Genomic DNA, 24,761 nt, shown 5'->3' on the forward strand with positions numbered 1-24,761 from the left:
AGCTCGGTGCTGTGGGCGTGTGGCCCGCGCCCCGCGGTGCGCGTGAGGAGGTTTCCGGGGCGGCGGGGTGGCGAAGTGCCGGGCCGGGCCGAGGACGCGGAACGCATCGCCTTCCGGGTCGGCCGGAACCCGCCGGGGGAAGCCGCCCCGGCCCGCGTCGGCGGGCGTCGCGCCGAGCCCCTTCAGGGCGCGGCCGGCTCCGTGTGGTGGACGGCGGCGGTGGCGGGTTCGGTCAACTCTCCACAAGAGCCAGCAGCTTGGTGACGGTGCTCCAGTTCCTGGTCGTCGCCTCGACGCCCAGCTTCCGCTTGTCCAGGAGCGGCGCGAGCCTGCTGCGGCCCTGGCCGTTCGGGAAGTACGCGTAGAGCTCGCGGCCGCCGTCGGCCAGGCGGTACTCGTCCGGGGCGTAGAGCGCCGGGTCGACCGCGTCCAGTTGTTCCGGGTCCGCCCGGCCGGCCAGAAAGGTGACCGTGTGTTTCGCGGGTTCGGCGGCCGGGTCCGGGAAGGGGTTGGCCTCCACGGCGGCACGCAGCTCCCCGGCGGTACGGACCACGACGGCGACCGGGAAGCCGAACCACTCGGCGAGGGCCTGCTCGACCTCGGCGGCCAGACGGCCGGGATCCCGGTGGTCGGGGGCGTCGAAGACGGCGTTGCCGCTCTGCAGCAGGGTTCGCACGTTGTCGTAGCCGAAGCCGGTCAGCACGGACCGCAGTTCGGCCATCGGGACCTTGTTGCTGCCGCCCACGTTGATGCCCCGCAGCAGGGCCGCGTATGTCGTCGTCACGGACGGCACGCTACGGGAAGTGCGCCGGGGCCGGGCGCCTTAGCCGGACGGCGTCCGGGGGGCGCCCCCGAACCGCGTACACCCCCGTACCGCGAGGGCGCGGGCGGGGCGCAGCCCCGCCCGCATGAGTCCGGCCGCCTCCCCGCGCGGGCGGGAGGGCGGCCGGACTCCGGCGGTGCGCACGCCGTCCGGCCCGGGGGCGGACCCGGGCCGGAGCCTGTGACTACTCGACGATCTTCAGCAGCTTGTTCGGGGTGCCGCCGGTCGCGTTCTTGATGGCACCCGAGGTGGCGCCGCCGGTCAGGGCGGAGGCGACCTGCGCCGGGCCGGCGGTGGTGTGGCCGCTCAGGTAGACGGCCGCGGCGCCCGCGACGTGCGGGGTGGCCATGGACGTGCCGGAGATGGTGTTGGTGGAGCTGTCGCCGCTGTTCCAGGTCGAGGTGATGGAGGAGCCCGGTGCGTAGAGGTCCACCACGCTGCCGAAGTTGGAGAAGGACGACTGCTGGTCGCCGCTGGTGCTGGAGGCGACGGTGATGGCCTCCGTGACGCGGGCCGGGGAACCGGTCGAGGCGTTCCTCGACTCGTTGCCCGCCGCGACGGCGAAGGTGACGCCCGAGGAGATCGCGGTGCGCACGGCCGCGTCCAGGGCGGCGTCGGCGCCGCCGCCGAGGCTCATGTTGGCGACGGAGGGACCGGAGGCGTTCTCGGCGACCCAGTCGATGCCGGCGACGACACCGGCGGTGGTGCCGGAACCGTTGTCGTCGAGCACGCGGACGGCGACGATCTTCGCCTTCTTGGCGACACCGTGCGAGGCACCGGCGATGGTGCCCGCCACGTGGGTGCCGTGCCCGTGGCCGTCGTCGGCCGAGTTGTCGCCGTCGATGGCGTCGTAGCCGAGGCTGGCACGGCCCTCGAAGTCCTGGTGGGTGACGCGGACACCGGTGTCGATGACGTAGGCGGTGACGCCCTGGCCCGCGCTGTCCGGGTAGGTGTAGGCGCCGTCGCCGGCGGTCGCGGTCTGGTCGATCCGGTCCAGGCCCCAGGACGGCGGGTTGTTCTGGGTGCCGGTGATGGTGAACTTCTGGTCCCGGACGACCTTGTCGACGGCCGGGTCGGCGGCGAGGCGCTTGGCCTCGGACTCGCTGAGGCCGGTGGCGGAGAAGCCCTCCAGCGCCGAGTAGTTGCGGGCCAGCTTGCCGCCGTAGGTCGCGGCGAGGTCCTTCTTGCCGGCCGTCTTCAGGGTCTTGGCGGCGGCACCGTCCTTGAGCAGGACGACGTAGCTGCCGCTGACGGCGTTCTTGGCGTCCGCGCCGTAGATCTTGCCCCCTGCGGGGGCCGCTCCGGCCGGGAGGGCCATGAGGGTGGTGCCCACGACCGCCGCGGCGGCGGTGACGGCAACGGCGAGGCGGCGCTTGCCGGAACGCGAATGAGTAGCCATGTGAAGGGAGGTCTCCTCGTGCGCTGAGTGGGGGGAGGTGGGGGGATGTGGGGACGGCGCGGTGTCGCGGTGTGTCAGGGCCGTGGGGGGTGGCGGGACTCCGCGTGACCGAAACCCTGACCGATTGACGCGCGCATTTCAATGTGTTCGCTCAGCGGTGTGACGTGGCTAACACTGTCCGGTAATCGCAAAGCCCGGCAGAACGGGCGCAGTTGGGACAACGGCAGCGGCACCGTGCGGCGGCGTACGAGGAGTTGGCGGCCGTCCGGAGAGCGGGAAGTGCGCTCCGGACGGCTGCGGCCCCCGGTGCCGTCCGCTGACCGGACGAGCACGACCCCGGACACCGGATTCCCGGCCGCGCGGGCACACCCGGAGCGGGCCGGAGAAGCCGGGGCGGAGCGGCGGAAGCACCCGGGCGGAGACGGGAAGCCCGCCGGACAGGCCGAGGGAGCACGGGCGCGCGGAACGGAGGGCGGGCCGGCGGAAGAAGAGCGGGCCGGCGCGGGAGGGCCCGCTCACGCGGACGGGCCCGGGGCGGTGCGCCCCGGGCCCGTGCCCGCCGCCGGCGGCGCGTGTACCGCGTGCGGTGATCCTTCTGGTTCCGCTCCCCCCGCCACCGCCCACTCCCCGCGGCCGGGTGGCACCCGGCCCGGGCTCAGGCCGCGGTCGTCGTCTCCCGGGGTGCCGACGGAACCCCCGGAGCCGGCGCGACGGCGGCGGCCTCGGCGCCCGCCGCGTCGAAGGACTCGAGGGTGCGGGTGAAGTCCCGCGTGGAGAGCAGCAGCTTGTAGATGATCGCCAGTTCGAAGACGAGCAGCAGCGCCGCGGCGCCGATGGTCACCGGGGCGACGGCACCCACCGCCGGGGCGATGATGAAGACCGCCATCTGGAACTCGATACCGCTGACCAGGTGGGTGCGGATGCGGTGGCGCAGCAGCAGGTTCCGGAACCGGCCGTACCAGGGGAAGCGGCTCTTGAACTCCTGGTGCAGGTCGATGACCGGCCCCGCCGGCCGGGCGCCGGGAAGGACGGCCGCGTCCGCCGCGGTCTCGCCCTCCGTGCCGGCGTCATAGTGCGCGGGCTCCGGCCCGTCGTCGGCGGCGGTGCGGTCCTCCTGGTCGAAGTCCGCCTCGGGGTTGTCGCGGAGCAGGTCCTCCATGAAGGAGACCCGCCGCTCGTCGTCCGCCCGCCGGGCCGCCCGGGCGCGGGCCTTGATCTGCTTGCGCATCCCGTGCCGGATCTTGAAGATCTGCAGGGCGTCGACGTACCGCAGCATGTCGAGGAAGACGACGGCGAGGGCCAGCCACAGGAAGACGACATCTCCCGTGCGGGAGTACTGGCCCCCCATCAGTGCGATGGCGCACACCAGGACCCGCACCCGGTCGAAGACATAGTCGAGCCAGGCGCCGAAGACGGTGCCGGTACCGGTGAGCCGGGCCAGCTTCCCGTCCATGCAGTCCAGGATGAAGCTGAGGTGGTAGAGGGCGGCGCCCGCCAGCAGCCAGCCCCAGCTTCCGGTCGCGAAGCAGGCGGCCGCGCCGAGGCCGAGGAAGAGCGCGGCCCAGGTGATCTGGTTCGGGGTGATACGGGTCCACATCGCCGTCCAGCGGACGAGCGGGGTGGCCAGCGGGTCCACCAGCAGCACCGTCCACCAGGCGTCGCGTTTCTTCTCGGTGGTGCGGCGTACCTCCGCGAGCGGAGGAATATCTCTGCGCATGGTGAACTCTCTTGTCCAGTCGGGCTGTTCACCCGACGTTAAGAACCCCGCCACCCAAAGGACAAGATTCGCGCCGTACAACCTTTACCCATGGGTAAAGGTCGTCTTGGGTGGCCGTGTCCATGGATGCGTCAGGCTCGGACGCCCCCGGCGTCCGACAGCCCGGGCAGCTCCGCCTCGATGAGGTCGGCGGCGCGGGCGGTACCGCCCTCACCGGCCACATCGGACCGTACGGCCGCGCAGCGCTCCCTGACCCCGGGGTCGTCGGCGAGGGCGAGCACCAGGTCCCGCAGCCGGTCCGCCGTGACCTCCTCCTTGGGCAGATGCCGGCCCACGCCGAGCCCCTGAAGCATCTCGGCGTTCATCGTCTGGTCGGCCGCCTGCGGTACGGCGAGCATGGGGACTCCGCAGGCCAGCCCCTCCTGGGAGCTGCCCATCCCGGCGTGCGTGACGAAGACGTCGGCCTGCCGGAGGACGGCGAGCTGCGGGACCCAGCGGTGCACCTCGATGTTGGCCGGCACCTCGCCCAGCTCTGCCTCGTCCGTGAACCTGCCGATCTGCAGGACGACGTGCAGGCCCTCCAGACCGCCGAACGCCTCGACGCACCGGCGGTAGAAGGCGGGCTCCTTGGTGAAGGCGGAACCGAGGGAGATCAGCAGCACCTTCTCCGCGTCCGGCGGGCGCCGCCAGGTGCCCTGGTGGGACCGGTCCCCCAGGCAGGGGCCGGTGAAGGTGTACACGGAGCGGTCGACCCGGTGCGCCTCGGGCTGCATCGCGCTCGGGATCAGGGCGATGCAGCGCCGGGGCCGCCCGATGAGCCGGTCGGGATCGGTGTGCGTCATCCCGTGCTCGTCGAGCCAGGCCCGGTACCGCGCGAAGTAGGCTCTGCCGCGGGGCGTTTCCCGCACCGGCGCCCACATCTGCTCGGCCACCTCCTCGTACCCCTCCCAGGCGACCATGCACGGGGAGAGCTGGACGGCGGGCACGCCCCAGCGGTGGGCGAGGACCGGCGCCGGGTAGGCCCCGATGTCGTGCAGCACCAGGTCGGGTTCGTCCCCCTCGTAGGCGGCGAGCTGCTGCGGCAGCGCCTGGATCGCGTCGTCGAGGAACGGCTCCACGTTGTCCAGGAGTGACGTGCCCCAGGCGTCCGGGTCCTCGTCGAGGGGGAGGGTGGAGGTGTAGGGGCGCGGCTCGGCTCCCGCCCCGGCGACGAGGTCGGCGAAGGCGGGCGGGACGGCGTAGGTGACCCGGTGTCCGCGGGCGGCCAGTTCGCGGATGACCTCCAGGCTGGGGTTGACGTGGCCGTGGGCAGCGATGCTGAACATGGCGATATGGGCTGGTTCACGGTGCATGGACGCACACTCCTCGATCGGTGGGGTACGGGGGCGGCCCGCAGGGGGCGGGAAGGAGCGGTGGACGGGCCGGCGCCGGGGACGACGGGCCGCCGTTGCGCGGGGATCCCGGGAGCGGTCCGGAGCACAGGCTACGCGAGACGAGACGTATCGGTTAATCATTTTGGCCGTCCGGACGAGGAGGAGTGTCCGGACGGCGGACCCGGGCCGGCCGAGGGCCGGCAGGCCGGGGGCGCGCAGGCTGAGGCCGAACAGGCCACAGCGTGCGGAAGACCGTGAGCCACTGCTCCGGTGTGACATACGCGACGACGACCGAGCGGTCCAGCCGCGCTCCGCGGAACGCGGCGTCGAGCGGCCCCGCCCGGTGGGCCCGGCGCAGCGAGGCGTACAGCGATCCGCCCACGCCGGAGAAACCCAGCTCCACCATGCGGTGGTAGTCGCCGAGGGCGGCCGCGGGCAGCAGGGGCCGCTCGCGCCGCTCGATCCGGAGGATGCCCGAGTCCACGCGGGGCACCGGCCGGAACTCCCGGCGGGAGATCCGGCCGAGCAGCCGCCACTCGTGGCAGGGCCAGTTCCGCACCGTCAGCAGGCTCCAGCGTCCGTAGTCGCCGGTCCGCTTGCGGGCGTACTCGAGCTGGGTGACGAAGGTCGCCGAGGTGAGCGTGCGCGCCCGCAGCGCCCAGTCCACGATTTCCGCGGTGCGGGAGTAGGGGATGTTCCCCGCGAGGGCGAACGGCTCACGGGGGACGGGGGCCGCCAGGAAGTCGCCGCCGCTGATCCGCACATGGGCGTGGTGCGGGCCGCCGAACCGGTCGCGCAGTGCCGGCAGCAGACGGGGGTCGATCTCGTGGGCGATCAGCCGCCCGCAGTACGGGGCCAGCGCCTCGGTCAGGACGCCGCGCCCGGCGCCGACCTCCAGCACCAGGCCACCGGGGGCCGGCCGGACCAGACGCGCGACGCGCTCGGCGACGGCCCGGCGGGCGAGGAAGTTCTGCGAGAGCTCGCGCCGGGCGCGGTCGGGGCTGCGGCCGCCGTCGCGGCTGCCGGCGTTGCCGGGGCCGGCGGGGCTGCGATCACGGTCACGGTCACGGCCGTGTGCGCGATCCGCACGGGTGCCGTACGGCGGGTGGGCGCGGGAGGTCTCCCGCGAGCGGGCAGGGTGGGGCGATCGGGGTGCACGGGCCACGGCCGGTGTCCATTTCTCCGGAAGGTTCGGGGGGCGGACGGCACGGGGCCCCGACCGGAGAAAGGGAGCAGGCGGCGGAAGACGGCGGCACGGCGCACGCGGACGCCGGGCGTGCGGGCGTACGGGCGTCGTTCAGGCGCGCGGCAGGTGCCGCGGCGGTACTGCCGGGGAAGAGATCAGCAGACGGAGGCCGCCGGGCCGGTCGGGGCACCGGGGCCGCGTCGCGGCCGACGCGTCATCGTGAACGCGGTACAGACGGCGGCGGGAACAGCGCGGCCCTGGGTGGCCGGACCGCCGATACCCATACTCATGAGGACCACCTCTCGAGGCGTGCCGCCAGACGCCGAAGCGCGTGGACGCGGGCACGGAAAGCCGCCGTTGTCTCCTGCACCGGGAACGGTAGGCAGGGGCACGGCTCACCCACAACTTCTTTTCTCCGCTCCCGCTGCCCGGCGGAGCCGGTCCCTCCGGCAGGGCTGGGAGAATGCCTTCGCACGACCGCACGACCGCACGACCGCACGACCGCACGACCGCGGACGGCACAGCACACGACGCACAACGCACGACGACACCATCAGCGGAGGCCACAGTGCCGGAGGCAGCAGCGGGAACGGGAGCCGGAACGGCCGTGTTCAGCGAGCACCGGGCGCGGGAGGTGCTGGCGGCCGCCGGGCACCCCGGGGCGGCGGCCGACGCGCCACTGATCGCGTTCGGCGAGAACGCCGTCCTGGCGCTCGGCGACGACGGGCCGGTCGTCAAGATCGGCCGCAGCCCCGAACTGCTCGGCCGTGCCCGCCGCGAACTGGGCATCGCCCACTGGCTCGCCGAGCAGAACCTGCCCTCCGTGCGGCCCGCCGAGCCCGAGGCGCGACTCGTGGACGGGCACCCGGTGACGTACTGGTACCGGCTGCCGGCGGCCGTCCGGCCGGCCCGCGCCGCCGACCTCGCGGAGCTGCTGAAGATGGTGCACGCCCTGCCGGATCCCCCCTTCGCCCTGCCCCGCCGGGAACTGCTGAGCGGCGTCGAGCGCTGGCTGCGGCTCGCCGGTGACGCGATCGACCCGGCCGACGCCGCCTATCTGCGGGAGCGCCGCGACCGGTTCGCGGAGACCGCGGCCGGGCTGGTGCCCCGGCTGGCACCCGGCCCGATCCACGGCGACGCGCTCCCCCGCAATGTGCACATCGGCCCGGACGGCCCCGTGCTCGTCGATCTGGAGACCTTCTCCCACGATCTGCGCGAGCACGACCTGGTGGTGATGGCCCTCTCCCGGGACCGGTACGGCCTCCCGGCCGAGGAGTACACGGCCTTCACCCGCGGCTACGGCTGGGATGTGCGCGAGTGGGACGGCTGCGCCCTGCTGCGCGGCGCCCGGGAGACGGCCAGCTGCGCCTGGGTCGCCCAGAGCGCCCCGGGCAACCCGGCGGCGCTGGCGGAGTTCCGCCGCCGGGTTGCCTCACTGCGCGAGGGCGACTCCGAGGTCCGCTGGCACCCGTTCTGACCGCGCCGGGCCGGCGGACACGCCGGACGCCGGCTTGCCCCTGCGGGCCGTCGGACCCTGCGGGGGCGGCTCCCACCGCGCCGGACGGACCGGCGCGGAGAACGGGGACCGTGGGGAACGGGGACCGTGAGGCCCGGAGGACCCAGGCACCGAGAGGGCCGGGCGTCCCCCCGCGACGGAGAATCGGGTCAGCCCCCCGCGCTCCCGGCCTCGGCGCCGCCTCCCGGCACCGGGCCGCCCACGCGCTCCCGCTGGGCGGGGATCAGCGGCCAGGCCCGCTCCACATGGGCCCGCGGATCGGACGTCCGGCGCAGATAGCGCTGGAAGGAGGCCGCCTGGTCCGCCGCCGCCCGTATCTGGAGGTCGTGGAGCGCCGCCGGTTCCAGTGAGCCGACCGAGGCGTGCCGCCGGCCGATGCACGCGGCGACACCGGCGGCCGCGAAGGCGTCCGCCCCGGCGTCGTGAGCCCCCGTCAGCGGGATGTCGTAGTGCTCGCAGAGCGCCTGCAGGGTCCGCTTCCCCTTGCGGTAGCGGTCCACGTGCTTGTCGAGGACGAGAGGGTCGATCACCGGGCCCGGTTCCCGGCCGAGCCGGTCCGCGAGCGGGGTGATGCCGTACCGCCGGCACTCCCGGTCCAGCAGGGAGAGGTCGTAGCGGGCGTTCATGACCGCCAACGGCCGCCCGGAGCGCAGCACTTCGGCGACGGCTGCCACGATCTCCGCCACGCCGGCGGCCGCCGGAAGACCGTCCCGCACGGCGCGCTCGGTGGTGATGCCGTGGATCGCGGCGGCCTCCCCGGGCACCGGGATGCCCGGGTCGAGCAGCCAGGTCCGTACGGCACCGGCCCGGCCGTCCGGCGTCAGCTCCGCGAGCGCGGCCGTCACGATGCGGTCCGTCTCGATGTCGGTGCCCGTCGTCTCCAGGTCGAACCCGATCAGCGCTTCCCGGTGCCACCCCATGACGGCTCTCCTTCTGTTGTGCGTCCCCCGATGTGCTCCACTCTCCCACCGGCCACTGACAGCGCGCCCGTTGGCGCCGGGAGCCGGACCGCCGGCCGCGGGCCGGCCGGGGACGCGGCCGCCGGCCCGGCCGGCCCGGAGTTCAGGACACCGGCCGGGAGTCGGCCCAGGCGCTCTCGAACTCCTCGCGGTAGGTGTCGAAAAGCCCCGCTTCCCGCTCCTTCCCGCCGTCCTCCCGCAGCGTCTGCCGCCGCCCGCCCCGCAGCACGAACACGGGTGCCTCCATGCCCCGCGCGCGGCGCAGATAGGGCTGCACCACCGCCAGGCCGTCCGAGCCGTCGCCGTTGACGAGGTAGGCGGTGAAGCGCGGGGTCTCGTCGAAGACGTTGATCTGGAAGGCCCCGGTGTCCCGCAGCCTCGCCCGCACCCGCCGCATGTGGAGGATGTTCATCTCGACGGAGCGGCTCAGCTCGTTCTTCTTCAGGCCGAGTTCGCGCTCGCGGCGGCGCACGGCGCTGCTGGCCGGGTTGAGGAAGAGCAGCCGGGTGCGGCACCCGGCCTCGGCGAGCCGGACGAGCCGCCGCCCGGAGTAGTTCTGCACCAGCAGGTTGAGGCCGATGCCGATCCCGTCGAGCCGGCGGGCACCGCCGAAGAGGTCCTCGGCGGGCAGCTGCCGCTGGAGCCGGACCCGGTCCGGGTGGACGCCGACGACGTCCGCGTAGCGGTCGCCGACCAGGTCCTCCACGGCGTCGACGGGCAGCCGGTCGGACGACGGGGCGCCGGCCCCGGTGCCGAGGATGCGGAGCAGCCGGGCGGAGGCCCGCTCGGCCTGCGCCAGGACGGCCTCGGACAGGGCCCGGTTGCGGGAGACGACGTTGCGCGCCACCTCCAGCTCGTCCAGGGCGAGTTCGAGGTCGCGGCGGTCGTCGAGATAGGGCTCGAAGCACGGCCAGTGCTGCACCATCAGCTCGCGCAGCTGCGGCAGGGTCAGGAAGCTGAGGACGTTGTCGTCGGCCGGGTCGAGCAGATAGCCCTTCCGCCGGCTGACCTCGCGGACGGCGACGGCGCGCTGCACCCATTCGTGCCCGGCGGGCCCGGCGGCGGCCACCACCCACTCGTCGCCGTGCACCGGTTCGTAGATCGGCCGGAGGACCGCGGCGACGACCGCGCGCAGCCGCTGCTCGACGAGATTCAGCCATATGTAGGCCCGTCCGGCCCGGCGGGCGCGTGTCCGCACCTCGTTCCAGGCGTCGGGGCCCCAGTCCAGCTCCGCACCGATCTCCATCGGCCGGGCCAGGGACACCGCGCCGGGAGGGACGTCCGTGGCGCCGCCGTCCTGACCACTGTCACCAGGTGGCAGCTCCAACCCGCCCGAGCTCACCTGTGCACCGCCTTCCGCCCCCGGGTCTTCGATCACCGGAGCCTACTGCGTGCGCGGGAGCCGGTGCACCCGGAACCCCGACGGGAACCGTGAGGGATCGATGACGGACCGCCACCCCCGGAGGACAACGGCGCGTCATTGCCCCCACTTGCCCAGCTGTCCTGGTTTTCCCCTGTAAAACAGCATAGGGAGCAGAAGGCCCCGGCCGGAGGACGAGGAGAAACCGTAGGAGGATGCTCCCTTTTCACGAGAGATCTGACGAAAGCGCCCCGGCGCGCCGCTGGTTGGGCGAGGATTCCTGTCCTGCCGGGGCCATCCCGTCCCGCGGAGCCCGGATCAGGAGTGGAAGAGTCGACATCATGCAGGTCTGGCCCGGACAGGCGTATCCTCTCGGCGCGACGTACGACGGCGCCGGCACCAACTTCGCGGTCTTCTCGGAAACCGCACGGAGAATCGAGTTGTGCCTGCTGCACGACGACGGTTCGGAGACGGCGGTGGAACTCCGCGAGTCGGACGCCTTCGTGCGGCACGCCTATCTGCCGGGCATCATGCCGGGCCAGCGGTACGGCTTCCGGGTCCACGGCCCGTACGATCCCGGGCGCGGCCACCGCTGCAACTCGGCCAAACTTCTGCTCGATCCGTACGCCAAGGCGATGAGCGGCAGCATCGACTGGAACGAAGCGGTCTACGGCTACCACTTCGGCAAGCCGCACGAGCGGAACGATCTCGACTCGGCACCGCACACGATGGCGTCGGTCGTGATCAACCCCTACTTCGACTGGGGCGACGACCGGCCGCCGCGCACGGACTACCACCGCACCGTGCTCTACGAGGCCCACGTCAAGGGCCTGACGATGACGCACCCGGCGCTGCCGGAGGAGATGCGCGGCACCTACGCCGGGCTGGCGCACCCCGCGATCATCGAGCATCTGACCGAGCTCGGGGTGACGGCACTCGAACTGATGCCCGTACATCAGTTCGTCCACGACCACCGGCTGGTCGATGTCGGGCTCGCCAACTACTGGGGCTACAACACCATCGGTTTCTTCGCCCCGCACAACGCCTACGCCTCCTGGGGCGACCGGGGCCAGCAGGTGCTGGAGTTCAAGTCGGCGGTGCGGGCGCTCCACCAGGCCGGGATCGAGGTGATCCTCGACGTGGTCTACAACCACACGGCCGAGGGCAACCACCTGGGCCCGACGCTGTCCTTCCGCGGCCTGGACAACGCCTCGTACTACCGGCTGACCGAGGACCCGACCTACTACATGGACACCACGGGCACCGGCAACTCCCTGCTGATGCGCAGCCCGCACGTGCTCCAGCTGATCATGGACTCGCTGCGCTACTGGGTGACCGAGATGCGGGTGGACGGCTTCCGCTTCGATCTCGCCGCGACCCTGGCCCGCCAGTTCCACGAGGTGGACCGGCTGTCCTCGTTCTTCGACCTGGTCCAGCAGGACCCGGTCGTCAGCCAGGTGAAACTGATCGCCGAGCCCTGGGACGTCGGCGAGGGCGGCTACCAGGTCGGCAACTTCCCGCCGCTGTGGACGGAGTGGAACGGCATGTACCGCGACACCGTCCGGGACATGTGGCGGGGCGAGCCGCGCACCCTGGCCGAGTTCGCCTCCCGCCTCACCGGCTCCTCCGACCTCTACCAGGACGACGGCCGGCGGCCGCTCGCCTCGGTCAACTTCGTCACCTGCCACGACGGTTTCACCCTGCGCGACCTGGTCAGTTACGACCGCAAGCACAACGAGGCCAATGGCGAGGGCAACCGGGACGGCGAGTCGCACAACCGGTCCTGGAACTGCGGGGCGGAGGGGCCGACCGACGACCCGGGGGTGCTGGCCCTGCGCTCCCGGCAGCAGCGGAACTTCATCGCCACCCTGATGCTCTCCCAGGGCGTCCCGATGCTCAGCCACGGTGACGAGTTCGGGCGCACGCAAGCCGGCAACAACAACGCCTACTGCCAGGACAACGCGCTGGCCTGGGTGCACTGGCCCACGCACGACGGCGGGGGCGGGGACGAGGGCGGGGCCGGGGACGAGGCCGCCGGCGGGCGGACGGGCGGCGGGCGCGGCCGGGGCGGGGAACGCGGCGGCCGGCGCCGGCGCCCCGTCGAGGAGGGCACCGACCGGGAGCTGCTGGAGTTCACCCGTTCGATGGTGTGGCTGCGGCGCGACCACCCCGTGTTCCGGCGGCGCCGCTTCTTCCACGGCCGGCCGGTCGAGGGCACCCACGACGAGCTCTCCGACATCGCCTGGTTCACCCCGGACGGCGAGGAGATGACCCAGCGGGACTGGCAGGCGGCGCACGCGAAGTCCCTCACCGTCTTCCTCAACGGCAGCGCGATCTCCGAGCCGGGCCCGCGCGGTGAGCGGATCCGGGACGACTCCTTCCTGCTGCTGTTCAACGCCGGGGACACGGCCCTCGACTTCACCGTCCCCGTCAACCACGGGCGGCAGTGGCAGGTCGTCGTCGACACGGCGCTTCCGCGCGGGGTGGAGCCGGGCAGCGGGCGGAGGGTCAAGGCCGGGGACCGGCTCACCCTCATCGACCGCAGCCTGACGGTGCTCCAGCGCCCGGCCTGACCCCTCCGGCTCCCCGGACCGCCGGGCCTCCGGCTCTCCGGTCACGCCCCCGGGGACCCCGCCGGACCCGGTCTCCCGGCCGCCCGCCGCCGCGGGAATTCCACGCCGCCGCCTCCCCTCACCCGGACGGCGCAACGGGCCGGGGTGGTCCGGAGTGGCCCGGATGCGCCGTTCAGCAGGCACGGGAGGCGTCCGTCCGGGTACATCCTTCCCATGACCTCCGAGCCGCTCGCGCCGTCCCCGGAGCCGTCCGCCGCAGCGCGGAACGGCGGGAACGCCGCACCGGGCGCCATACCCGGCGCCGTTCCGACCGCGACCTACCGGCTGCAGATCCAGCCGGACTTCCCCTTCTCCGCGGCCGAGGCCGCGGTGCCCCACCTCGCCGCGCTCGGCGTCTCCCATCTGCATCTGTCGCCCGTGCTGGAGGCCGTGCCGGGCTCCGGTCACGGCTACGACGTGGTGGACCACTCCGCCGTGCGGGCCGAGCTGGGCGGCGAGGCGGGGCTGCGGCGGCTGGCGGCCACCGCGCGGGCCCACGGCCTGGGCATCGTCCTGGACATCGTGCCGAACCACATGGCCGTCCCCGTGCCGGAGCGGCTGAACCGGGCGCTGTGGAGCGTGCTGCGGGACGGCCCCGGCTCACCGTACGCGCGCTGGTTCGACATCGACTGGGAGGCCGGGGCCGCGAACGCCCCCGGCGCGCACCGGGGGCGGATACTCCTGCCGGTCCTCGGCGGCCGGCTGGAGCGGGAACTGCGGCACTTCCGTCTCGGACGGGAGGACGAAGCGGGGGGCGGGGAGGACCACCGAACGGGCAGCGGGGCGGCTGCCGGGGAGGACGCCGGGTATGTGCTGCGCTACTTCGATCACGTGTTCCCCGTCCGGCCGGGTACGGAGCGGCTGCCGCTGCCCGAACTGGTGGCCGCCCAGTGGTACCGGCCGGCCTGGTGGCGGCTGGCCCGTACGGAGCTGAACTACCGGCGGTTCTTCACCATTTCGGGACTGATCGGGGTGCGGGTCCAGGACCCGGCCGTGTTCGACGCCACCCACGCGACGGTGCTGCGGCTGCTGCGCGACGGCGTCGTCCAGGGCCTGCGCGTCGACCACCCGGACGGGCTGGCCGATCCGGAGGGCTATCTGCGCCGGCTCCGGGACGCCGGGGGCGGCTGCTGGACCGTGGTGGAGAAGATCCTGACCGGCGAGGAGCGGCTGCCGGGGAGCTGGCCCGTCGCCGGCACCACCGGCTACGACGCGCTGCGCCGGGCCGACGGCCTGTTCACCGACCCCGCGGGCGCCCGCGAACTCGACTCTCTGCACCGGGAGTTCACCGGTGCCCCCGCCGACCGGGGCGGCGCGTGGGAGGCGACGGCCGCGCGGGCCGCGCGCGAGGTGGTGGAACACGACCTGGCCGCCGAGGTGTCGGCGCTGACCCGTACGGCCGTCCGGATCTGCGGGACGGCGCCCGTACCGCCCGACCACGCCCCGTGGGCCCTGCGCACCGCGATCCGCGAACTCCTGCTGCGCGTCCCGGTCTACCGCCCCTACACCGCCCCGGGGAAGGCCGTGCCGGAGCGGGACGCGGCGATGCTGCGCGAGGCCGCCGAGGGGGCGCGTGCCGCCTTCGCCGTGCCGGAGGAGGCCGGCGCGGTGGACCTGGTGCGCGATCTGGTGCTCGGCACTGCCGGCGACTCCCCCGCCCACCGGGAGTTCTGTGCGCGCTTCGCCCAGACCTCCTCCGCGCTGCGCGCCAAGTCGGTCGAGGACACCGCCTTCTACCGGTACACGCCGCTGCTGTCGGCCGCGGAGGTGGGCGGCGAGCCGGGCCGGCCGGGCGTCTCCCCGGAGGAGTTCCACGCCTTCTGCGCGCGGCTCCAGCGCGACTGGCCGGAGACGGGAACCGTGCTGTCCACGCACGACACCAAGCGCAGCGCGGACGTCCGGGCGCGCATCGCGCTGCTGTCGGAGTCGCCCCTGGAGTGGGCGGAGCTCGTGGAGCGGCTGACCAAGGAGACGGCGCGTGCGAGCGGCGCCGGGGTGCCGGACGCCCATCTGGCCTGGACCGCCTGGCAGACGGCTTTCGGGCTCGGCTACGGCCTGTCCGGGCCGCTGCCGGCGGAGCGGCTCGTCCCGGCCGTCCTGAAGGCCGCGCGGGAGGCGGGGCTGCGGACCACCTGGACCGAGCAGGACGCGGCCTACGAGGACGCCGTACGGGCGTTCACGGAGGCGGGCCCGTGCGGGCCGCCGCATCCGGCGGCCGTGGCCTTCGCCCGCGCGCTGGGCGCGCACGCCCGCGCGAACATCCTCGGCGCGGCTCTCGTCCATCTGACGATGCCGGGGGTTCCCGACGTCTACCAGGGCACCGAACGGGAGTTCAGGGCCCTGGTCGACCCGGACAACCGGCCGCCGTTCCGGGCCCGCCCGGAGGAGCTCGCGGGGCTCGACGAGGGGCGGCCGCCGCGGAGCCTGTCGGAGGAGAAGCTGCGGCTCACCGCGGCCGCCCTCCGGCTGCGCCGCGAGCACCCGGACTGGTTCGGCCGCGCGGGCTCGTACCGGCCGCTCGCGGCGGAGGGTCCCGCGGCGGAGCACTGTGTGGCCTTCGGCCGCTCCGGCCGGGCGGTCACGGTCGTCACCCGGCTCTCCCGGCTGCTGGACCGCTCCGGCGGCTGGCGGGACACCGCGCTGCGGCTGCCCCCGGGACGCTGGCGGGACCGGCTGACCGGGGCGGAGGCGGAGGGCTCGCCGGCCCTGGCCGAGCTGCTGGAACGGTGGCCGGTGGCCCTGCTCGTCCGCGTCTGAGGGGACGGCCGGCGCCCCTCAGCGGGAGGCGAGGCGGAAGCTCAGGCGGCCGAAGCTGACCTGGTCGCCGGGGTGCACGACGGCCGTGTCCGTCACCCGGCGGCCGTTGACGCAGGTGCCGTTGGCGGAGCCCAGGTCGCGCAGGATCCAGATCCCGCCGTGCGACACCAGTTCGGCGTGGAAGCGGGAGACGGTCTCGTCGCCGAGCCGCAGTCCGTTGGTCGGTTCCCGGCCGATCCGCAGCGGGCGGGGGCCCGGCTCCGGGAGCAGCAGCCGGGGCAGGCGCTCGGTCTGCCAGGCCCGGCGCAGCCGCACGGTGAAGGAGGAGACGGCCGCCACCGAGCCGAACACCGCCCGGGACCACCGGCTTTCGTCGGGAAGGTCCGCGGTGAGGGCGCGCAGGTCGTCCCGGGCGCGGGCCGCGAGGGCGAGTTCCATGCGGCGCAGGAAGGTGTCCTGGGACAGCCGGCCCTCGGCGGCGCCTTCCCGGAGCCGGCTGATCGCGCGGTCCCGGTCGGCGTCCGACACCCGGGCGGGACCGCGCGGGGCAGGGCCCGGCCAGGGCCGGAGCTCGTGGGACGACGTCACGGGACCGATTCTCCGATCACGCGCCCTGACATGTCCAGTGCGCTGTGTACCAGGACCGTACCGGGACCGCGCCGGCCGGCCGCGGAAAGCAGTCAGTCCCGGTCCGGGGCGGCGATGCCGTGGAAGGCCAGGGAGAGGAGCAGCCGCACCTGGGCGGGGGCGTCCTCGCAGCGCCGCTCCGCCCAGTCGCGCAGGGCGGCCTCGTAGGCCCGTCCCACATGGGCGGCGAGGAGCGGGGCGGGCACGTCGGCGCGGAGCACGCCCGCGCCGGCCGCCTCGGTGAGCATGCTCTCCACCGTGTCGAGCACCGGTGGCCGCGCGCCCTCGCCGAGCAGCGCGGCGTGGCGGATGGGCAGGGTGTAGACGAAGCGGGCCAGCACCTCGTCCCCGAGCATCCGTTCCGCCGTCGCGACGAGCAGGTCCTCCACGCGCTCCAGCGTGCGTTCGGGGCCGCCCGGCGGGGCGGGGACGGGCTCGCGGCCGAGGAGCCGGGCGAACAACTCGGCGAGGATCTCCTCGCGCTCGGAGAAGTACTTGTAGAAGGTGGCCCGGGAGATGCCCGCCTCGGTGGCGATGTCCTCGACCCTGACCCCGATGTATCCGCGCTCGGAGAACAGCCGCAGCGCCGTCTCCACCACCTGGTCCCGGGCCTTCTCCCGCCGCTCGGCCCTGGGGCTGCCGAATCCGGGTGGCCGTACGGTCATCGTTCCTCCTGTTGCGCCGGTCGCGCCGCCGGGGCGGGTGCGGTCGGTGGCCCGTGCCGGTCGTGCTCGCCCCCGATCTTCCTCGGCGGCCCGCTCCTTCCGCAACGCCGGTCCCGCGGGCCCGTGCCGCGCCCCGCCCCCGCCCGTCTCCCGCCGCTCACCTAAGACGCATGTTTGGCACCTGCGTAGACATGTGTCTACTCTTGCGTCAAGGCATGTGTCGCGGAGTGGGTCCGAGGTGAGCCCGGAGTGGGCCCGGCCCCCGCGCGCCCCGACCCATGGAGGCCGTCTTGCTCTCTGCCCTGGCTCGTTTCTCGGTGCGGCACCGGTGGCTGGTGATCGCCCTCTGGCTGCTGGCGGTGGCCGGCGCCGGCCTCTCCGCCCGCGCGGCGGGTGGTGAGTTCTCCAACGACCTCACGCTCAGCGACTCCGATTCCCAGGCCGCCTACGACACCCTCCGCGAGCGCTACCCGGACATGTCCGGGGACGGGATGCAGGTGGTGATCCACAGCGGCGGGGACGTGGCCTCGCCGGAGGTGAAGGCCGCCGTCGCGGACGCCCTCACGGCGGTGCGCGGCTCGGAGGACGTCGCGGCGGCGCGGTCACCGTACGGCCCGGGCCCGGCCATGGTCTCGGCGGACGGGCACACCGCGATGGCCACCGTGCAGTTCGAGGGGCGCGCCAAGGACGTGCCCGAGGAGTCGGTGGAGGCCGCGCAGGAGGCGTTCGCACCGGTACGGGACGCGGGCGCGCGGGTCGAGTTCGGCGGTGCCGTGCTCCAGGCCGAGAGCGGCCCGTCCGGCAGCGAGGCGATCGGCCTCGCCGCGGCGGTGCTGGTGCTGCTGGTGGCCTTCGGCTCGGTCTTCGCCATGGTCGTGCCGCTGGTGACGGCGCTGTTCGCGCTCGCCCTGGGGCTGTCGGCCGTCCACCTGGCCGCCGGTCTCACCACCATCGGCACCTCCGGCCCCGTGGTCGCGGCCATGATCGGGCTCGGGGTGGGCATCGACTACGCGCTGCTGGTCGTGACCCGCCACCGGGAGACCCTGCACGCCGGGCACGCCCCCGCCGAGTCGATCCCGCTCGCACTGGCCACCGCCGGGCGGTCGGTGCTGGTGGCCGGGGCCACGGTGATCGTGGCCATCCTCAGCCTCTATCTGATCGGCATACCCTTCGTGTCGGCGCTCGGCCTCGCCAGCGCCCTCACGGTGGCGGCCACCCTGCTGGCCGCCGTCACGCTGCTGCCGGCGCTGCTGGCGGTCTTCGGGCACCGGCTGGACCGGTTCCGCGTCAGGCGGCTCCGCTTCGACCACGGCAGCGGCCGGGTGAGCGGCTGGCACCGCTGGACCGGCCACGTCCAGCGCCACCCCTGGCCGTACCTGCTGGCCTCGGCCGTCGCGCTCGTCGCCCTGGCCCTGCCGCTGTTCTCGCTGCGTCTCGGCACGGCCGACGGCGGATCGGCGCCCGAGGACACCACCGAGCGCCGCGCCTACGAACTGGTCGCGGAGGACTTCGGCCCCGGCTGGACGGGTCCCCTGGTCGTCACCGCGGACTTCGGCGAGGACGGCTCCCCGGCGGAGGCGAAGCGGCGGGCCGCGGATCTCCGCACCGAACTGGCGGACACGGAGGGGGTGGACGAGGTGCGCCCGCCGCGGCTCGACGGGAGCGGGACGACCGCCCTCTACACCGTCGTCCCCGAGGGCTCCCCGGACGAGGAGTCCACCGAGGAGCTGGTGCACCGGCTGCGGGACGAGGTCCTGCCCGGCGCCGTGGCGGACACGGAGGGCGGCGAGGCGCACGTCGGCGGCTCCACCGCCACCGCCATCGACCTCGCCGACCGGCTGGGCCGGGAGATGGCCTGGTTCATGACCTTCGTCGTGGGGCTGAGCTTCCTGCTGCTGATGGTCGAATTCCGGTCGCTGGTCGTCCCGTTGAAGGCCGCGGTGATGAACCTGCTGTCCGTGGGGGCGGCCTACGGCGTCGTGGTCGCCGTCTTCCAGTGGGGCTGGGGCGCCGGGCTGCTCGGGGCCGAGCCGGGGCCGGTGGAGTCCTTCGCCCCGATCATGCTCTTCGCGGTGCTCTTCGGGCTCTCGATGGACTACGAGGTGTTCCTGCTCAGCCGGGTCCGCGAGGAGTATTTGCGCACCGGGGACACCGGGGGCTCCGTCCGGGACGGCATCGCCGCCACCGCCCGGGTCATCACGGCCGCCGCGTCCGTCATGGTCGTGGTCTTCGGCAGCTTCCAGCTGAACGACCAGCGGGTCGTCAACCTCTTCGGCTTCGGCCTGGCCGTCGCCATCGCGATCGACGCCACCCTCGTCCGGCTGGTGCTCGTCCCGTCCGTGATGGCGGTGCTGGGCCGGGCCGCCTGGTGGATGCCGCGCCCGCTGCTCCGGCTGCTGCCACGGCTGCCCGGCGAGGCGGCGGCCGGGGGCGGCCGGACGGCCGCCGTGCCCGGGAGCGGCCCGGCCGGTGACGGCACACCGGGCGACGGGCCGCGGCGCGACGGCGGGTCGCCGGCCGGGCAGCCCCACGGGCGCGCCCCCGAGCGCGTCCCCGAGGACGGACGGGTGCCCGGGACGCACTCATGACGGACGGGAAGCGGGCCGAGGGCTCCCCCGCCCGGCCCGCTTCCCGTCCGCTCCACCCCTCCCCGTGCCGTGCCACGGCACCGGGGCCCCGCCGGCCCGCAGGACCGGTTCACACTCCGCAAGCAAGGGAAGGCAGGACACCCCGTGACCAGACACCCCAGGCCATTCGACGACGGCCCTGAGCACCACGACCGCGCCATACCCGGTGCCGCCGCCTCCGGCGCCGGGACGGCGGGGCGGCGGAACGACGCCGATGTGGACGTCCTCGTCGTGGGGGCCGGCCCCACGGGGCTGACCGCCGCCTGCGAGGCCCGGCGCCACGGACTCACGGCACGGATCGTCGACCGGGCGACGGGCCGCTCGGGCTTCTCCAAGGCGCTGGTCGTCCACGCGCGGACCATGGAGGTCTTCGAGACCATGGGGGTGGCCGACCGCGTCCGGGCCGCGGGCGCCCGGTTCGCGGCCCTCAACGTGAACACCCGGCACCGCGCCCCCGTCCGCGTCGATCTGCTCGGCCTCCCGTGGGGCGACACCGCCTACCCCTTCTGGCTGTCGGTCCCCCAGTACGCCACCGAGCACATCCTCGAATCGCACCTCACCGCCGGGGGCGGTGAAATCGAGTGGGGCGTCGCGCTCAAGGATCTCCGCGACGACGACGGTGGCGGTGGCGGCGGCGGCGGCTCGGTCGAGGCGATGCTGGAACACGGGGACGGCCGCCGCGAGACGGTCCGCGCCCGGTGGGTGATCGGCTGCGACGGCGGCCGCAGCCGGGTCCGGGAAGCGGCCGGGCTGCGGCTCGACCGCTCGGACGCCGGGGCGGTCTTCGTCCTGGCCGACGTCCTGACCACCGCGGACCTCACCGAGGACGAGGGGCACGTCTTCCTCGGCCCCGAGGGCCTGCTGCTCATCGTCCCCATGCCGGAGCCCCGCCGCTGGCGCGTCATCGCGCACGTCCCGGGGGCCCGCGAGGAAGAACGTCCCACCCTCGACGCGCCCTTCCTGGACGAGCTGATCCGCAGCCGCGCCGGAATCGCGTTCGGCAGCCACGGGGTGACCTGGCAGTCGCGGTTCGCCCTCAGCCACGGCCTGGTGGACCACTACCGCCGGGGCCGGGTCTTCCTCGCCGGCGACGCCGCGCACATCCACAGCCCGGTCGGCGGCCAGGGACTCAACACCGGTGTGCAGGACGCCCACAACCTGCTGTGGAAGCTGGCCGCCGCCCGGCACACCGAACCGGCCCGGGCCGAGGCCCTGCTCGACAGCTACGAGGCCGAACGGCGGCCCGTGGCCCGGGCCATGGTGCGCGGCACCGCCCGGGCGACCCGGGCGCTCACCACCCGGACGGGCATGACGCGCGCCCTCCTCGGCACGGTCGCGCCCACCCTGCTCGGCCGCCGCCCCGTGCAGGCCCGCCTCGGCCGCGGTGTCGGCATGCTGGACATCGGCTACCCGGCCGCGGGCCGGACCGGGCGGGGAGTCCGCACCGCGGCGGGCCGCCGGCTGCCCGACCCCGTGCTGTCCGACGGCGGCGGACGGCTGCACCAGCGGCTGGCCCCCCTCGGCTTCACCTGGGTGGTCCGGGCGCGTCCCGGCGAGACGTGGCCGCCCGGCGACGACCGGGCGTGGGCGGGGATACCGGTGGTCTTCCTCTCCGGGGAGGAGTGGGCGGGGCTGTCCGGGCCGGGAACGGCGGCACCCGTCATACTCGTCCGCCCCGACCGGTACATCGCGGGCGCGGGCAGCACAGCGGCCTCCGTCCTGTCGGCGGTGGGACCGCGCATGCTCCCGGGCACCGCCCCGCGCCGTCCCGGGCGCCTCACCGGCTGACGGCCGGCACGGGGCCGCGCACCCGGTGGCGGAACCGGGACGCGGAAGCGGGACGGCGGAGGCCGGAGCGGACCCCGGGCCCGGGAACGGCGCGCCTCTCGCGGAAAGGCGTTCGACAACCCCCAACCACCGCCGCTAGATTCACCGTTGACGCCCAACGACCAGCCGGAGAGGAGGCGAGAGCCGTGCACATCACCGCCATGCCACGCTCCCGCCCCGTCCGACGGGCGTCCCACGGCTGAGCCGACCGCCGTCCGGGAGCGCGCACCCCGCCTTCCGGAAGGACCCCATGACCGAGCTGGTCTTCCGCGCGCTCACCGAGAGCGACGCACATCTGTTCACCTCCCTCTCCCACCCCGACACCGGTCTCGTCGGCCGCGCGTCGCTGGGGCACGTCTACCGTCCCGTCCACGAGGGCGGCGAGTACCGCCCCGACTGGACCCGGGTCGCGCTGCGCGGCGGCCGGGTCGTGGCGCGCGCCGCCTGGTGGGGAGCTCCCGGCGACCCGGAGCCGGTGCTGCTCAACTGGTTCGACTTCGCCGAGGGCGAGGACGAGGCGGCCGCCGGACTCCTGCGCACCTCACCGCTGCGCACCGAGTACGAACTGATGCTCCCCACCGGCTGGCGCGAGCTGCCGCCGGTGCGCGCCGCCGCCGAACGGCGGCTCGGCGCGGCGCGTGCCGCAGGGCTGCGGCCCCTCGTCGAACGCTTCCGCTATACGTGGACGCCCGGCCGCGGTCTGCCCGAGCGGCCGGGCCGGCTGCGTTTCCGCGCCGAGCCGGACGACGCCGTGTTCCTGGACGCCCTGCGCCGGATCGCGGAGGGCAGCCTCGACGCCCACACCCGGAACACCGCCGCCCGGCACGGTGCCGAGGCCGCGGCCCGGGAGGAGCTGGACTTCCTCCACTGGTGCCCGTCGCCCCGCGAGTGGTGGCAGCTGGCCCACGCCCCGGACGGCACCCTGGCCGGGGTGCACATCCCCGCCCACAACCCGGGCGGTCCCTGCGTGGGCTTCATCGGGGTGCTGCCGGAGCACCGGGGGAACGGCTACGCGTACGAACTGCTGGCCGAGTGCACGCACAAGCTGGCCGCCGAGGGCGCGGACCGTATCGCCGCCGCCACCGACCAGGGCAACTTCCCCATGGCCGCGGCCTTCGCCAGGGCGGGCTATCCCATCACGCAGGAGCGGATCTGCCTCGTGCCGCCGCCCGCGGACGGCTGACGGCTGACGGCTGACGGCTGACGGGGCAGAACGGCCCCGGCGACCCGGCGGTCGTCACCCCGGACTCCGCCCCCGGCTCGCAAGGCCGGGGGCGGAGTCCCGCCGGCCCTGCCGCGTCCTGCTGCGCCCCCGTCCCCGATCGCGGAGCATGGAGGCCCGGCCGTTCCCGGCCGGCGGGGGCGCCGGCGCGCGGCCCCGACGCGAGCACCGGCAGGAGGAGCGTCCGTGGACTTCGAGGTGTGGGCACCGCGGGCCGGTGCCGTCGCGCTGCACGTGGAGGACGGCGACGGCGCGGTCACCGCCATGGAGCGCGACCCCGTCCGCCCCGGCTGGTGGCGGGCCGAGGCACCGGCCGCGGACGGCACGCGCTACGGCTTCGCCCTGGACGGCGGCCCCGTGCGGCCCGACCCGCGCGCCCCGCGCCTCCCCGACGGCCCCGGCGGCACGGGCGCCGTCGTGGACCACGAGCTGTTCGACTGGCGGCATCCCTGGTACGGGCGGCCGCTGCCCGGAGCCGTGCTGTACGAGCTGCACATCGGCACGTTCACGCCCGAGGGCACCTTCGGCGCGGCCGCCCGGCGGCTGGGTCATCTGGCCGGCCTGGGCATCACCCACGTCGAACTGATGCCCGTCTGCCCGTTCCCCGGTACGCACGGCTGGGGCTACGACGGTGTGGCGCCCTGGGCGGTGCACGAGCCGTACGGCGGGCCCGACGGGCTCAAGCGGTTCATCGACGCGGCGCACGGGCACGGGCTCGGCGTCGTCCTGGACGTCGTCCACAACCACCTCGGCCCCTCCGGCAACCATCTCCCGGGATTCGGCCCGTACTTCACGGAGCGCCACCACACCCCGTGGGGCGCGGCCGTCAATCTGGACGCCCCCGGCTCCGACGAGGTCCGGGCGTACCTCACCGGCAGCGCCCTGGCCTGGCTGCGCGACTACCGTGCCGACGGCCTGCGGCTCGACGCCGTGCACGCCCTGCGCGACGACCGGGCCCGCCACTTCCTCGCCGAGCTCTCCGAAGCCGTGGACGCGCTCGCCGCACGGACCGGGCGGCCGCTCTTCCTGATCGCCGAGTCCGACGTCAACGACCCGCGCACCACCACACCCCGCGCGGCGGGCGGCCACGGGGTGCACGCCCAGTGGAACGACGACTTCCACCACGCCCTGCACACCGCGCTCACCGGCGAACACCAGGGCTACTACGCCGACTTCGCCGAGGACCCGCTGCACGCCCTCGCCAAGACGCTCACCGGCGGCTTCTTCCACGACGGCGGCTGGTCCAGCTTCCGGGAGCGCTCGCACGGCGCTCCGCTCGACCCGCGCACCACCCCGGCGCACCGGCTGCTGGCCTACGCCCAGACGCACGACCAGATCGGCAACCGCGCCCTCGGCGACCGGCTCGCCGCCGGCCTCTCCCCCGGCCTGCTGGCCTGCGCGGCCGCGCTCGTCCTCACCTCGCCGTACACGCCGATGCTGTTCATGGGCGAGGAGTGGGGCGCCCGCACACCCTGGCAGTACTTCACCGACCACCCCGACCCGGAGCTGGCGGAGGCCGTACGGCGTGGCCGGCGGCGGGAGTTCGCCTCGCACGGCTGGGCGGAGGACGACATCCCCGACCCGCAGGACCCGGCGACCCGCGGCCGCAGCTGTCTGGACTGGAGCGAGCCGGAACGCGATCCGCACACCCGGCTGCTCGCCTGGCACCGCGAGCTGATCGCCCTGCGCCGCGCCCTGCCGGAACCGGCGGCCGGCCCCGGCCTGGACGGGACGCGGGTCTCCTGCGACCGGGCCGGACGCTGGCTGTGCGTCGCCCGGGGCGCGCTGCGCACCGTGGTGAACCTGTCCGCCGGCCGCGAGGCCCGCGTGCCCGCGGAGGCCCCGCACGCCCGGGTGCTGGCGGCGTGGGGCGACTGCGGCGCCCCGGGCGCCGACGGGGTGGTCCGGCTGCCCCCGGAGTCGGCGGCGGTGCTGGCGGTGCCGTGATGCCGCGCTTCCTCGGGGCCCGCGCGGCGGGACGGCCGGGGCCGGTGCGGCCGCCCCGCCCGCCGCAGGCCCCGTCCGCCCCTGCCCCGTCTACCCGCCGCCCCGTCCGCCCGGTGCGCGCCCGTACGCACGCGCCCCGGCCGG

Annotated in this window: 16 protein-coding genes; 7 read left to right on the forward strand and 9 right to left on the reverse strand. The window is 74.8% G+C overall.

Annotated features, from left to right (window positions below; translation table 11 throughout):
- Positions 1 to 232: 232 nt before the first annotated feature.
- From SXIN_RS06115 to erm(S), 5 genes are all read right to left on the reverse strand, one after another.
- A complete protein-coding gene (locus SXIN_RS06115; protein WP_039823459.1) occupies positions 233 to 784 on the reverse strand; it encodes a DUF1697 domain-containing protein in 552 nt (183 codons plus the stop codon).
- Between the two features lie 223 nt (positions 785 to 1,007).
- On the reverse strand, positions 1,008 to 2,222 hold the full coding sequence (locus SXIN_RS06120) for a S8 family peptidase (protein WP_019706118.1): 1,215 nt from the start codon (positions 2,220 to 2,222) through the stop codon (positions 1,008 to 1,010).
- A gap of 655 nt (positions 2,223 to 2,877) precedes the next feature.
- Positions 2,878 to 3,939 carry a CDP-alcohol phosphatidyltransferase family protein gene (locus tag SXIN_RS06130; protein ID WP_019711034.1) on the reverse strand — a complete coding sequence of 354 codons (1,062 nt, stop codon included), beginning with the start codon at positions 3,937 to 3,939 and terminating at the stop codon, positions 2,878 to 2,880.
- Positions 3,940 to 4,070: 131 nt separating this feature from the next.
- On the reverse strand, positions 4,071 to 5,291 hold the full coding sequence (locus tag SXIN_RS06135) for a macrolide family glycosyltransferase (protein ID WP_019711035.1): 1,221 nt from the start codon (positions 5,289 to 5,291) through the stop codon (positions 4,071 to 4,073).
- Positions 5,292 to 5,445: 154 nt separating this feature from the next.
- Positions 5,446 to 6,477: a 23S rRNA (adenine(2058)-N(6))-methyltransferase Erm(S) gene (gene erm(S) / locus SXIN_RS06140; RefSeq protein WP_095756703.1), complete on the reverse strand. Its 1,032-nt coding sequence runs from the start codon at positions 6,475 to 6,477 to the stop codon at positions 5,446 to 5,448.
- 589 nt (positions 6,478 to 7,066) lie between these two features.
- Between erm(S) and SXIN_RS06145 the strand changes: the two genes are divergently transcribed.
- Positions 7,067 to 7,975 carry an aminoglycoside phosphotransferase family protein gene (locus SXIN_RS06145; RefSeq protein WP_238153692.1) on the forward strand — a complete coding sequence of 303 codons (909 nt, stop codon included), beginning with the start codon at positions 7,067 to 7,069 and terminating at the stop codon, positions 7,973 to 7,975.
- Positions 7,976 to 8,163: 188 nt separating this feature from the next.
- Here the strand turns inward: SXIN_RS06145 and SXIN_RS06150 are convergent, their stop codons facing one another.
- Positions 8,164 to 8,934 (reverse strand): exonuclease domain-containing protein, encoded by a 771-nt coding sequence (locus SXIN_RS06150; protein ID WP_095756705.1) that lies wholly within the window; start codon positions 8,932 to 8,934, stop codon positions 8,164 to 8,166.
- A gap of 142 nt (positions 8,935 to 9,076) precedes the next feature.
- Positions 9,077 to 10,315 carry an SAV2148 family HEPN domain-containing protein gene (locus tag SXIN_RS06155; protein ID WP_039823468.1) on the reverse strand — a complete coding sequence of 413 codons (1,239 nt, stop codon included), beginning with the start codon at positions 10,313 to 10,315 and terminating at the stop codon, positions 9,077 to 9,079.
- 359 nt (positions 10,316 to 10,674) lie between these two features.
- Here SXIN_RS06155 and glgX point away from each other — a divergent pair, with 359 nt between their 5' ends.
- Both glgX and treY read left to right on the forward strand, forming a co-directional pair.
- The gene (gene glgX / locus SXIN_RS06160; RefSeq protein WP_095756706.1) at positions 10,675 to 12,906 is read left to right on the forward strand and encodes a glycogen debranching protein GlgX; all 2,232 of its coding nucleotides are present in this window, start codon (positions 10,675 to 10,677) and stop codon (positions 12,904 to 12,906) included.
- A 213-nt stretch (positions 12,907 to 13,119) separates the two neighbouring features.
- On the forward strand, positions 13,120 to 15,702 hold the full coding sequence (treY, locus tag SXIN_RS06165; protein WP_095756707.1) for a malto-oligosyltrehalose synthase: 2,583 nt from the start codon (positions 13,120 to 13,122) through the stop codon (positions 15,700 to 15,702).
- Between the two features lie 18 nt (positions 15,703 to 15,720).
- Here treY and SXIN_RS06170 read toward each other — a convergent pair whose 3' ends face one another.
- Positions 15,721 to 16,290, reverse strand: a complete 570-nt coding sequence (locus SXIN_RS06170) for a DUF1707 and FHA domain-containing protein (RefSeq protein WP_050931070.1) — start codon at positions 16,288 to 16,290, stop codon at positions 15,721 to 15,723.
- Positions 16,291 to 16,382: 92 nt separating this feature from the next.
- Entirely contained in the window at positions 16,383 to 16,994 is a 612-nt protein-coding gene (locus tag SXIN_RS06175; RefSeq protein WP_019711039.1) for a TetR/AcrR family transcriptional regulator, read from the reverse strand.
- Positions 16,995 to 17,284: 290 nt separating this feature from the next.
- Between SXIN_RS06175 and SXIN_RS06180 the strand changes: the two genes are divergently transcribed.
- The 4 genes from SXIN_RS06180 (at position 17,285) to treZ (ending at position 24,617) form a co-directional block, all read left to right on the forward strand.
- Positions 17,285 to 19,582, forward strand: a complete 2,298-nt coding sequence (locus SXIN_RS06180; RefSeq protein ID WP_192883552.1) for an MMPL family transporter — start codon at positions 17,285 to 17,287, stop codon at positions 19,580 to 19,582.
- Between the two features lie 144 nt (positions 19,583 to 19,726).
- A complete protein-coding gene (locus SXIN_RS06185; protein WP_192883553.1) occupies positions 19,727 to 21,409 on the forward strand; it encodes an FAD-dependent monooxygenase in 1,683 nt (560 codons plus the stop codon).
- A gap of 289 nt (positions 21,410 to 21,698) precedes the next feature.
- Positions 21,699 to 22,631 (forward strand): GNAT family N-acetyltransferase, encoded by a 933-nt coding sequence (locus tag SXIN_RS06190; RefSeq protein WP_095756711.1) that lies wholly within the window; start codon positions 21,699 to 21,701, stop codon positions 22,629 to 22,631.
- Positions 22,632 to 22,856: 225 nt separating this feature from the next.
- On the forward strand, positions 22,857 to 24,617 hold the full coding sequence (treZ, locus tag SXIN_RS06195) for a malto-oligosyltrehalose trehalohydrolase (RefSeq protein ID WP_095756712.1): 1,761 nt from the start codon (positions 22,857 to 22,859) through the stop codon (positions 24,615 to 24,617).
- Positions 24,618 to 24,761: the final 144 nt, after the last annotated feature.

This window comes from Streptomyces xinghaiensis S187 (assembly GCF_000220705.2).
GTDB classification, from domain to species: Bacteria; Actinomycetota; Actinomycetes; order Streptomycetales; family Streptomycetaceae; genus Streptomyces; species Streptomyces xinghaiensis.